Genomic DNA, 11,792 nt, shown 5'->3' with positions numbered 1-11,792 from the left:
GGGTCCGAATTGGATGGATGTTCTAGCGCAGAAGGTACGGAATCTCGACCTTGACGGCACCGGTCGGGCAGTCGCGCTCACAGGGCATGCAGTACCAGCATTCGTCGAACTGCATATAGGCTTTACCCTTGCTCATGTCGATCGCAAGCAGGTCGAGCGGACAGACATCGACGCAGACGGTACAACCCTTGTCGGCGATGCATCGGTCCTCGTCGATCGTCACGGGGGCGCTGCTGCGCTGGAAAATTTCGTGTGGGGTATAAGACATGATGGTTGCTGTCCCATGCAGGAGAGTGGCGCTCAGGTGGCGGCGGCAACGGCGGTGGACTCGCGCACGCGCAGTTTCTGGTAGGCAGTTCGCTCGTCTTCCGCAAGCGGGACGACATAGGGCTCCACCGCGCGTTTCTCGCTGATCATGCGGCCGTGGTCGTCCTTGCGCAGATGGGTATGGCAGAACCACTCGGCATCGTCGCGCTGCGGATAGTCGACCCGGTGGTGGTAGAGACCCCAGCGGCTTTCGGTACGAAACAGCGAGGCCCGTGCAGCCATTTCCGCGCAGTCGCGAATGGCGCGAACTTCCGCCGCCCGCATCAGTTCGTGCGGATTGTCGGCCTTGATGGCGTGGATGTCGTCGGCAATCTCTGCGAAGCGTTGCAGTCCGATCTCCATCTTGCGCGTGACCTTCGGCGGCTGCAGATAGTCGTTCACCATCCGCCGCAGCTTGTATTCGACTTGCGAGGGCGCATGGCCGCTGTCGCGTTCAAATGGGGCATAGACGCGTTCGCGCTCGGCGGCGACCTGCTGCTCGTCGACCGGCGCATGCGCGCGTCCTGCCACATATTCGGCCGAATTTTCGCCGGCGAACCAGCCATAGGTGAACGCACCGAGCATGTAGTTATGCGGCACGGCCGCCATGTCGCCCGCTGCGTAGAGGCCCGGCACCGTCGTCTCGGCGCGTGAGTTCACGTACACGCCGGATGCGCTATGTCCGCTACAGAAGCCGATCTCCGAGATGTGCATCTCCACCATCTGATGCCGGTAGTCGGTGCCGCGTCCCGCGTGAAAGCGTCCGCGGCTCGGGCGCTCATTGGTATGCAGGATCTGCTCGATGGTCTGGATGGTTTCTTCCGCGAGGTGATCGAGCTTCAGGAACACCGGACCATTGCCGCTTTGCAGTTCCTGGTAGAACTCCCACATCATCTGACCACTCCAGTAGTCGCATTCGATGAAGCGTTCGCCCTTGCCGTTTGCCGTGAAACCGCCAAGCGGACCGGTGACGTACGCGCAGGCCGGTCCGTTGTAATCCTTGATGAGCGGATTGATCTGAAAGCATTCGAGATTCGCGAGTGCGGCCCCTGCGTGATAGGCCATCGCGTAACCGTCGCCGGCATTGGTCGGGTTCTCGTAGGTGCCCATCAGATAGCCGGACGCGGGCAAGCCCAACCGTCCCGCTGCGCCGCAGGAAAGAATGACGGCCTTGGCGCGCACGACGTAGAAGTCCGCTGTGCGGCAGTCGAAGCCGAGCACCCCGCAAACCCGTCCTTGCGAATCGGTCAGCAGGCGCGTGGCGACGATCCGGTTCGTGATGGCAATCCGCGCGCGTTTGAGCTGCCGGTACAGCACTTTCTTGATGTCGTGGCCTTCCGGCATCGGCAACACGTATGAGCCCATGTGGTGGACTTTTTTGACCGCGTAGTCACCGGTGCCGTCCTTCTCGAACTTCACGCCCCAGCGGTCGAGTTGCTCGATGGTCGTGAAGCTGTGCTTCGCATAGGCATAGACGGCTTGCTGATCGACGATGCCGTCGTTGGCAATCGTGATCTCGCGCGTGTATTGCTCCGGCGTCGCGTGGCCCGGGATCACCGCGTTGTTCAGGCCGTCCATGCCCATCGAGATGGCGCCGCTGCGCTTGACGTTGGCTTTTTCGAGCAGCAGAACCTGCAATTCCGGATTGCGCTCTTTGGCCTTGATTGCGGCCATCGGGCCGGCCGTGCCACCGCCTACCACGACGACGTCGTATTCCAGTACATGGGTATTCATTGTGCTTTCCTCGCGCGTGCGCGCGGTTTTTGACGATCGGTGCGCAGCCGGTATTGAAAGGCGTCGCCGCGGAAGTACAGATATTCGTAGTCGATGGGCTTGCCCGATGCATCGTGTGTGAGGCGCTCGATGCGCAGCACCGGACTGCCTTCTTCGACCCGCAGCGCGTCGACGATATCGTCATCGGCAAGGATTGCGTCGATGGCGAGCTCGGCATGGCCGAGCGGTACGCCGCAGTCGTTCTCGAGAATCAGAAAGATGTCACGGGTCGTGAGGTCCGCATTCGAGAGGCGTTTGCCGAATGCTTCGGGCACCCACGTCAGCTCGAGCGAGACCGGTTCGCGATTCAGCAAGCGGATGCGATGAATCTCGACAACTGGCGCACCTTCCGGCAGATTGAGCTTTGCCGCGACGTGGCGCTCAGCCTTGACGATACGAAAACTGCGCAACTGGTTGACGATTTCGTAGCCCATCGACGACATGGCCTCGGCAAAGCCCTGCAGCGACGTGACGTTCTGGAACGCCTTAGGCCTGGAGACGAAGGTGCCTTTGCCGTGCAGCTTGAAAAGCAGGCCTTCCTTTTGCAGATCGCCGAGTGCCTGGCGCACCGTAATGCGGCTCACGTCGAACATTGCGCACAGTTCGTGCTCGGAGGGCATCTGGCTGTGCGGCGCGTAAGTGCCGTCCAGAATCCGCGCGCGCAGCGTGTCCTTGATCTGCGCGTAAAGCGGTTGTGGCGAGAGCGGCACGAGATTCGGTTTGGACATGGCAACTTGTCATGACAAGATGAAAACCAAGTGTAGTCACCGGGGCTAACGGGACAAACGAATCTTTTGTGCTATGGATTTTCCGTTTTGCGGACAACAGAAGCGCTAGCGGCGCGAGGTTCGCACGGCCGCGTCATATCGGTCCGCGCCGTCGCGCTTCGAAGCGGGGCCCGCGTGGCGCGTGCGCTGATGCGGCGCAGGTTCTTGCGGTCCGATCGAGTTGAGCAGCCACGTCGCGAGCCGTTGCGCACCGTCGGGCAACTCCGCGTCGGCGCGACGGCACAGGTAATAGTCGCGGCCATCGTCGAGTGTCTGGTCGAACAGCTTGACCAGTTCTCCAGAGGCGAGTTCACGCTCCACCAGCGGTTGCCGCAGGAGGGCCGCACCGAGCCCGGCTTGCGCGGCGTTGAGCGTCAACTGGCCATCTTCGAACAGCGGACCGACCGTACGCGTGACGTGCTTCGCCCCCGCGCGCTGCAGCCAGTTGGCCCACGTGCTGCGGTCTTCGTCGTGCACGAGCGGCACGGCGGCCAGATCAGCGGGCTTCCTGAAGGGGCCGTAACGCTTCAGAAAGGCCGCGCTACACACCGGTACGACCGCGCCTGACAGCAGTCGCGTGCTGGTATAGCCGGACCAGTCTCCCGTGCCGAAGCGAATCGAAAGATCCGCGGCATCGCTACGGTAGTTGCGGTGATGCGCGTAGAGAACGGTGATATCGACATCATCGTTGGCGGACAGGAAAGTCTGCAGACGGGGAATGAACCAGCCGATGCCGAACAGCGGAATCAGACTGATCGTGATCTGGCGCAACGAGTTGCGGTCGCGCACGAATCCTGTGGCGCTGCGCAGCACGGAAAACGCCGTGCTGATGGAGCGATAGTAATCGCGCCCCTCGTCCGTGAGCGCAAGCGCGCGCCCTTGACGCGCAGTCAGCGGCGTCTGGACGAACGTCTCCAGCAATTGCAGTTGATGACTGACCGCCGACGGCGTGATGTCCAGTTCAGCCGCTGCCGCCGTGACGGAGCCATGCCGGGCGAAGGCTTCGAAGGCGCGCACGGCACGCAACGGCGGATCGTTGCTCAATTGTTCGATATTTTTCATGTGTAGAATTATATCGAATGGTTTGGCGACTGTCATTCAATGAAAATATGCATGAATTCATATAGTTGAAGCTACTTATGGGTTGCGGCATATGCTTCGGATAATTCGGTATTTGGCATCGCCGACGCTAAAACACTAATATTTTTCATGTTTAGGCGTTTTGCTTCTGACGCCATTTCCGAATTTCACACTCCCCACTCAATGAAAAATATTCGTCTATCTCTGCTGTCCGCGCTCGCTGCTGTGTCGGCACTCGGCGTTGGCACTGCCGTCCATGCCCAGAACGAGCAGATCGTGCTGATCGGTCTGGCCGCGCCGCTCACCGGTCCGTCCGCGCGTATCGGCAAGGACCTGCAAAACGGCGCACAACTCGCTATCGACGACGCCAACCAGGCGCATCCTACGATCGGCGGCAAGCCCGTGATTTACAAACTGGTTGCGGTCGACGATCAGTCCGATCCGCGCGTGGCGGTGACGGTCGCGCAACAACTGGTCGACCAGCATGTGATCGGTGTGGTCGGCGACTGGAATACCGGCTGCAGCGTGCCGGCAGCGCGCGTCTACTACAGTGCGGGCATTCCGCAGATCGCGCCGGCCTCGACGGGGCATCAGTACACCGAGCAGGGCTACAACACGGCGTTTCGCATCATGGGGCACGACGACGCGAGCGGAGCCTATACGGGCGCGTATGCCGTGAAGACGCTGAAAGCGCAACGGATCGCCGTGATTGATGACCGCACCTCGTTCGGTGCGGGTCTGGCAACGCAATTCATCAAGGGCGTGCAGAACAGCGGCGGGACGATCGTCGATCGTGAGTATGTGGATGACAAGACGACGGACTTCAGCGGCATTCTGACCACCATCAAGGCCAAACATGCCGACCTCGTCTTCTTCGGCGGCATCGACGCGCAAGCGGCGCCGCTCGCGCGCCGCATGCATCAACTGCAAATCGACGCGACGCTGATGGGCGCCGGCGGCTTCGTCAGCCAGACGTTCCTGAAGCTGGCGGGACAGGACGGCGACGGCGTGACCGCGCTCGAACCCGGTCGTCCGATCGACCGCATGCCGGGCGGCAAAGCTTTCGACGCGCAATATCGCGCCCGCTACCATGCGCCGATCGAACTGCATGCGCCGTTCGCGTACGACGCCGCGGCCACGCTGATTGCCGCTGCCCAGCAAACCGGTTCGACCAATCCCGCGAAGCTGGTCGCGGCCGTGCACGCCATCGACCGGCAAGGTGTCACAGGCATGATTGCGTTCGATCAGGAAGGCAACCTCAAGGATCCGGCGTACACGATTTACCAGGTGAAGGACGGCAAGTGGGCCGTCGTCGACGTGCTGGGTGGCAGCACGACCCAGACCGCAGCGGCGCGGTGAACGAGGATCTCATCATGGCCAGTCAATCAGTCAAAGCGGACGGCCCGTCCGACGAACGCATGGGCATCCTCGAGCGGCGCCGCATCGAGGCGGAAATCATCAAGCCGATCTACGCAATCCTGAAGCGCGATTTCGGCACCGAACGGGCCCAGGCGGTGATCGGTGAGGCCGTGCGTGGCGCCGCCATCGACGCGGGCCGCGAGTTCGCGGCGCAGGAACCGAATGGTACGAGCGTGGCGTCGTTCATCGCCTTGCAGGTGTTGTGGGAAAAGGACGATGCGCTCGACGTGGAAGTGCAAAAGGCTGATGCCCAGCATTATGACTACGATGTGCACCGGTGCAGCTACGCCGAGATGTATCACGCGATGGGGCTGGGCGAAATCGGTCATCTGCTCAGCTGCGCACGCGACAGCTATTTCATTGAAGGTTACGACGCGCGTATCGAACTGACGCGCACCGGCACGATCATGCAAGGCGCAAGCCACTGTGATTTCCGTTACCAGTTGCGCGAAGACAAGACCAGGCCGGGTTCGGCTGCAGCAGGAGGCGGCGATGAGTGATCGGCAGGATGCGGCAGGCGCCGCACTGCGCGTCGACGGCGAGCGTCTGTGGGCCTCGCTCGAACGGATGGCGCAGATCGGCGCAACGGCGAAAGGCGGCGTGTGCCGCCTCGCATTGAGCGAGCTCGATAAGGACGCACGCGATCTGTTCGTGGCGTGGGCACAGGAAGCCGGCTGTACCGTGCGCGTAGACCAGATGGGCAATATCTTCGCGCGCCGCGCCGGCAAGCTTGCTGACGCCGCTCCCGTGCTGACCGGTTCGCATGCCGACTCGCAACCGACTGGGGGCCGCTATGACGGCATCTACGGCGTTCTCGGCGCGCTGGAAGTGGTCCGTGCACTCAACGACGCGCGGATCGAAACCGAGCGTCCGATCGACATAGTGGTCTGGACCAACGAAGAGGGCTCGCGTTTCGCGCCCGCAATGATCGCCTCAGGTGTGTTTGCAGGCGTGTATCCGCTCGAGTACGGCTTGTCGCGCGTCGACACGGGCGGCACGACGATCGGCGAGGCGCTGCGGCAGATCGGCTACGACGGAGCTTCACCGGTTGGCGGCTATCCGGTCCACGCCGCGTTCGAGCTGCATATCGAACAGGGCGCCATTCTCGAACGCAGTGGCCATACGATTGGCGTCGTCACGGCAGGACAGGGGCAGCGCTGGTACGAGGTCACGCTCACCGGCGTCGACGCGCATGCGGGGACCACGCCTATGGAGTTGCGTCACGATGCGCTGGTCGGCGCCGCGCGCATGATCGATTTCATCGACACGCTAGGGCGGCGGCACTCGCCTCATGGACGGGCGACGGTAGGGATGATCGACGCACGGCCGAATTCGCGCAATACGGTGCCGGGTGAATGTTTCTTCACGATTGAGTGCCGGCATCCCGAGGCCGCCGTACTGGACACGATGGATGCGAGTCTGCGCGAGGCGCTTGCCGGGATCGCGCAAGGTATCGGTCTGGAAGCGCGCATCGAGCAGATTTTCGACTACGCGCCGGTGGCCTTCGACGCGGCCTGTGTCGACGCGGTGCGCGAGGCTGCGCAAGCGTTGGCCTTGCCGCATGCCGATATCGTCTCCGGAGCGGGCCACGACGCGTGCTATGTGGCGCGTGTCGCACCGACCGGCATGATTTTTATCCCCTGCGTGGGCGGCTTGAGCCATAACGAAGCCGAGGCCATCACGCCGCAGTGGGCGCAGGCCGGGGCCAATGTGCTGCTGCACGCGGTGCTGTCGAGCGCCGGTGCGCGGTGAACGAAGCATGCTGACCGAGTCTTGAGCGCGTGCCGTCAGTGCTGCTCGACGTGGCGCTGAGCGTGCCTCACGGTGGCGACCACTCGGGGATGCGGATGACGGGCAGCAGTTGAAGCGACTCAACCGAGGCGTTCGGCGCAAAAGAAAAAATCAAACTGCTGGAATAGACCTGAGCTCACGATCGTTATAGACGGTTGCGTGGCGCCGCTATGTCATAGGGCGCCGCGCGTACGGCCCGCACTGCGGGCACTTTTTTTAACGGATCGAAGCGTATCGCGGCGCGGGCGTAAATGGCCCTCGCCTTGATGCTCCAGGTGCCAACAGGAGATTGCAGATGAGGAAGTTCCGGATTGTTTCGGCGGTTCTGATGGGTGTTTCGCTTGCGCTGTCGGTGCTATTGACGGGATGTGCATCACCGGGAGACATGAGTGATTCGGGGAGCAGTAGCAGCATGGGCACCAGCATGGGTAGCACCATGGGTGGTAGCGCGGGCGGCTATTGAGCCCGAGACCGTAGCAGACAGGTAGCGTCCGCGACGAGAGCCGTTTGATTCCTGCCGGTGAGATTCGCGTCAGTTAGCTTTTGAGCGGCGTGCGCCGCCCAGATCACCACGCCGGTTTGCTATCATGACTGTATAAATATACAGTCCGTATGCATGCCCCGTGGTGAGAGATGCTTCCTGACGCTTCGTCCAACGCTCCGTTTGCGTTCTATTACCTGCTGAATTTCGAGCGCGCGCTCGCGTGGCTGTCCGAGCGCTATGGCGACGTGCTCGACGCGCACGAGCGCGCTTTCCTCACGGAGTTCAGCCGCCTGCCGCAGGCGTCGCGCGCGTTGCTGGTCCGCATGTTAATGCGCAAGGGCACGCTGTTCCGGTCGAGTCGTCTGTCCTACGGCGAGATCGGCTGTCCCTGGCAGGCTGCTGCGCCGCTGGTCGCGCTCGGCTGGGTCGATGCCGCGCCGCAGGTGAGCCTCGACGAATTGTTCGCACTCGCCACGCGGCCCGAATTGCAGCAGATGTTCGCTCATCAGCCGGCCGTGAACCGGAAAGGCGCCCGCAAGGCGGATCTGCTCGACGCGTTACGTGTCACGCATGGCGAAGCGCGTCCCTATGCTGCATGGGACGCTGCAACGACCGACCGCGTCTTTCGCGTGATCATCGCGCCGTTGTGCGAGCGTCTGCGGCTGATGTTTTTCGGCAACCTGCAGCAGGACTGGTCGGAGTTCGTACTGGCGGACCTCGGCGTCTTCCAGTATGAAAGCGTGGCGTTCGCGCCGTCCTCTCGCGCGTTTCAGCAGCGCGAAGACGTGGACGTCTATCTTGCGCTGCAGGCGTGCCGCGATGCGCTCGACACGCACGCTGAAGGCGAATCCGTGGATGCGTTGCTCGAGGCGCTGGCAAGCATCCAGACCGGCAACGCGTGGCTCGAGACGCGCCGCGCGAAGCTGCTGTTTCGGATCGGCCAGCATTGCGAACGGCTTCAGCAATGGGACGCGGCGCTTGGCGTGTACGCGCGCTGCGCGTGGCCAGGTGCGCGGCATCGGAGCACGCGTGTGCTGGAGCGCTGCGGCCGTTTCGACGCCGCAATGGCGCTGGCCGAGCAGGCGGCTAAAGCACCGGAGAGCGAGGAGGAACGCCAGCGCATCGCGCGGATAGTGCCGCGGCTGCAACGGCGTCTCGGCCAACCGGTTGCGCGAGCAACGAATCCACGAGCCATCCAGCGCAGCGTGCTGGTGTTGCCGCGGCCCACTGAGCCGTTCAACGTGGAATTTGCCGCGCGCGATCATCTGGGCAAGCCGCAAGCGCCGGTTTATTACGTTGAGAACGCGCTGATCAACTCGCTGTTCGGTTTGCTTTGCTGGGAGCCGGTCTTCGCGGCTATCCCGGGCGCGTTTTTTCATCCATTCCAGCGTGGTCCCGCGGATCTGCACGCGCCGGACTTCTACATGCGCCGCGCCGCGCAATTCGGGGCTTGCCTCGCTCAACTCGAAAGCGGCACCTACCGCGAGACGATTCTGCGGCACCTCGAAAGCAAGGCCGGACTGCAGTCGCCGTTTGTGTTCTGGGGCGTGCTGACGCCCGACCTGATCACGCTGGCGCTCGACTGTCTGCCAGCCGCACATCTGAAGCTATGGTTCGAACGGCTGCTGCTCGATATCCGCAGCAACCGCTCGGGGCTGCCTGATCTGATCCGTTTCTGGCCGGCCGAACGGCGCTACGAACTGATCGAGGTGAAAGGCCCGGGCGACCGTCTGCAGGACAATCAGATCCGCTGGCTCGATTACTGCGTGCAGTACGGCATGCCGGTGCGTGTGCTGGATGTGCGCTGGACAGAAGACACCCAAGCCGGCGACCCACTCCATGGCGATGCGGAGGCTGCGGCATGACCTACGTCATCGCAGTGCGGGCGATGTGCGAGTTCACCGCGCGCCGCGGCGATCTGGATCTGCGCTTCACACCCGCGCCGACCGCGCTCGAAGGCATCGCCGGACACGCAACCGTGGCCGCACGGCGCGGTGCCGGCGGTTACGAGGCGGAGATCACGCTGAGCGGCACGCATCGCGGCTTGAGCGTGCGTGGCCGCGCGGACGGTTATGACGCGAGGCTCAACCGGCTCGAAGAGGTGAAGACCTATCGTGGCGATCTGGAAGCCATGCCAGCCAATCACCGTGTCTTGCATTGGGCCCAGGCGCTCGTGTATGGACACCTGCTTTGCGAGGCGCGCGGGCTTGCAGAATTGCATGTGGCGCTGGTCTATTTCGATGTCCAAAGCCAGAAGGAAACCGTATTGACGCAGTCGCATAACGCGGCTGAACTGAAAGCGTTTTTCGTCGAACAATGCGAGCGGTTCATTGACTGGGCGCAGCAGGAGGAAGCGCATTGCACGGCACGTAATGCCGCATTGAGCGAGCTGACGTTTCCCTATGGCGAGTTTCGCAGCGGCCAGCGTGAACTGGCGGTCTCGGTGTATCGCGCCGCGCGCGACGGACGCAACCTGATGGCGCAGGCGCCTACCGGAATCGGCAAGACGCTCGCGACGATTTTTCCGTTGCTCAAGGCCTGCGCGACGGGCCAGATAGAACGGATCTTTTTTCTGACCGCGAAAACGCCGGGCCGCGCGCTCGCGCTCGATGCCATTGAAACGCTGCACGCCAGCGCAGCCGCAGGTACCTCGGGATTGCCGTTGCGCACACTCGAACTGGTCGCGCGCGACAAGGCCTGCGAGCATCCCGACAAAGCCTGCCATGGCGATTCCTGTCCACTCGCGCGCGGCTTCTACGATCGTCTCGACGAAGCCCGCAGCACGGCGCTCGACGCGCGCCGTCTCGACCGCGCCGCAGTGCGCAATGCGGCGCTCGCGCATGACGTCTGCCCCTACTATCTCGCCCAGGAACTGGTGCGCTGGAGCGACGTGGTGGTGGGCGACTACAACTACTACTACGACAGCAGCGCGCTGCTCTATGCACTCACGCAGATCAATCAGTGGCGCGTCGGGGTGCTGGTCGACGAAGCGCATAACCTGCTCGAAAGGGCGCGCCGGATGTACACGGCGTCGCTCGATCAAGCCGCCTTCCGGGCCGCGCGCGCAAGTGCGCCGGCAACCTTGCGCAAACCGCTCGATAAAATGAATCGCGAGTGGAACGCGTTGAATCGCGCGCAGACCGCGACATACGAGGTGCACAGCGGCGTGCCGCCGCGTTTGCTTGGCGCGGCGCAAAACCTGATCGGCGCGGTCACCGAGCAGCTCGCGGAAGCACCGCTCGCGATCGACGAAGCCCAGTTGCGCTTCTATTTCGATGCCATGCATTTCGTGTCGCTGGCCGAACAGTTCGGCGAGCACTCGGTGTTCGACGCCACACTTACGCCGCACCGTGATGCGGCGCGTGCAACCCCGCGTGCGAAGACCGCTTCGACGCTGTGCGTACGCAACGTGATCCCCGCGCCGTTTCTGGCGCCGCGCTACGCGGCGGCGCATACCACGGTGATGTTCTCCGGCACGCTCAGTCCGCATCATTTCTATCGCGATACGCTTGGCTTGCCGGAAGACACGCAATGGCTCGACGTCGAAGGGCCGTTTCGCGCGGAACAGTTGACGGTGCATGTGGCGAGCCACGTGTCGACGCGTTGGCGCGATCGCGAACACTCGCTTGTGCCGATCGTCGATCTGATCGCGCAGCAATACGCCACGCGTCCCGGCAACTACCTGGGCTTTCTCAGCAGCTTCGACTATCTGCAGCGGGTGGTGGCGCTGATGCGCGAGCGTCATCCGGCGTTGCCGGTCTGGATGCAGCAGCAGGGCATGGACGAGGCCGCGCGCGAGGCTTTTCTCGAGCGCTTCAGAAGCATGGGGCGCGGCGTCGGCTTCGCGGTACTGGGCGGCGCGTTTTCGGAAGGCATCGACCTGGTCGGCGAGCGGTTGATCGGCGCATTTATCGCCACGCTCGGCCTGCCGCAGTTCAACGACGTCAACGAACAGATGCGCCGCACCATGGAGGCGAAGTTCGGCAACGGCTACGATTACATGTATCTGTATCCGGGACTGCAGAAGGTGGTCCAGGCAGCCGGCCGCGTGATTCGCACCGAGCAGGATGAGGGCGTGGTGCATCTGATCGACGACCGCTACCGGCGTCCCGAAGTGCGGCGCTTGCTGCCGCGCTGGTGGGCGGTGCCGTGACGCGCCGATGATCACCGAT

At 63.0% G+C, this 11,792-nt stretch carries 8 protein-coding genes and 1 pseudogene; 5 read left to right on the top strand and 4 right to left on the bottom strand.

Features of this window, described 5'->3' with window-relative positions; all coding sequences use genetic code 11:
• Nucleotides 1–22 precede the first annotated feature (22 nt).
• From VGH41_RS24555 to VGH41_RS24540, 4 genes and pseudogenes are all read right to left on the bottom strand, one after another.
• The gene (locus tag VGH41_RS24555; RefSeq protein ID WP_331600254.1) at nt 23–268 is read right to left on the bottom strand and encodes a ferredoxin family protein; all 246 of its coding nucleotides are present in this window, start codon (nt 266–268) and stop codon (nt 23–25) included.
• A 32-nt stretch (nt 269–300) separates the two neighbouring features.
• A complete protein-coding gene (locus VGH41_RS24550) occupies nt 301–2,040 on the bottom strand; it encodes a fumarate reductase/succinate dehydrogenase flavoprotein subunit (RefSeq protein WP_331600253.1) in 1,740 nt (579 codons plus the stop codon).
• Nucleotides 2,037–2,807 carry a GntR family transcriptional regulator gene (locus VGH41_RS24545; RefSeq protein WP_331600252.1) on the bottom strand — a complete coding sequence of 257 codons (771 nt, stop codon included), beginning with the start codon at nt 2,805–2,807 and terminating at the stop codon, nt 2,037–2,039. The genes VGH41_RS24550 and VGH41_RS24545 overlap by 4 nt, the downstream gene beginning before the upstream one ends.
• A gap of 210 nt (nt 2,808–3,017) precedes the next feature.
• Nucleotides 3,018–3,908: pseudogene (locus tag VGH41_RS24540) on the bottom strand (LysR substrate-binding domain-containing protein); the annotation flags it as partial.
• Between the two features lie 201 nt (nt 3,909–4,109).
• Between VGH41_RS24540 and VGH41_RS24535 the strand changes: the two are divergent.
• The 5 genes from VGH41_RS24535 to VGH41_RS24515 all read left to right on the top strand — a co-directional run bounded on the left by VGH41_RS24535 (nt 4,110) and on the right by VGH41_RS24515 (nt 11,773).
• Complete coding sequence (locus VGH41_RS24535) at nt 4,110–5,285, top strand: branched-chain amino acid ABC transporter substrate-binding protein (RefSeq protein ID WP_331600251.1); 1,176 nt, start codon at nt 4,110–4,112, stop codon at nt 5,283–5,285.
• A 14-nt stretch (nt 5,286–5,299) separates the two neighbouring features.
• On the top strand, nt 5,300–5,845 hold the full coding sequence (locus VGH41_RS24530; protein ID WP_331600250.1) for an L-2-amino-thiazoline-4-carboxylic acid hydrolase: 546 nt from the start codon (nt 5,300–5,302) through the stop codon (nt 5,843–5,845).
• Nucleotides 5,838–7,097: a Zn-dependent hydrolase gene (locus tag VGH41_RS24525; protein ID WP_331600249.1), complete on the top strand. Its 1,260-nt coding sequence runs from the start codon at nt 5,838–5,840 to the stop codon at nt 7,095–7,097. The genes VGH41_RS24530 and VGH41_RS24525 overlap by 8 nt, the downstream gene beginning before the upstream one ends.
• Before the next feature lie 672 nt (nt 7,098–7,769).
• Nucleotides 7,770–9,485, top strand: a complete 1,716-nt coding sequence (locus VGH41_RS24520; RefSeq protein WP_331600248.1) for a VRR-NUC domain-containing protein — start codon at nt 7,770–7,772, stop codon at nt 9,483–9,485.
• Complete coding sequence (locus tag VGH41_RS24515; protein WP_331600247.1) at nt 9,482–11,773, top strand: ATP-dependent DNA helicase; 2,292 nt, start codon at nt 9,482–9,484, stop codon at nt 11,771–11,773. Before VGH41_RS24520 ends, VGH41_RS24515 begins: the two co-directional genes overlap by 4 nt.
• The last annotated feature ends 19 nt before the right edge of the window (nt 11,774–11,792 follow it).

Source organism: Paraburkholderia sp. (genome assembly GCF_036488795.1).
Lineage (GTDB): Bacteria > Pseudomonadota > Gammaproteobacteria > Burkholderiales > Burkholderiaceae > Paraburkholderia.
This window is presented reverse-complemented; position numbering and strand designations above follow the sequence as displayed.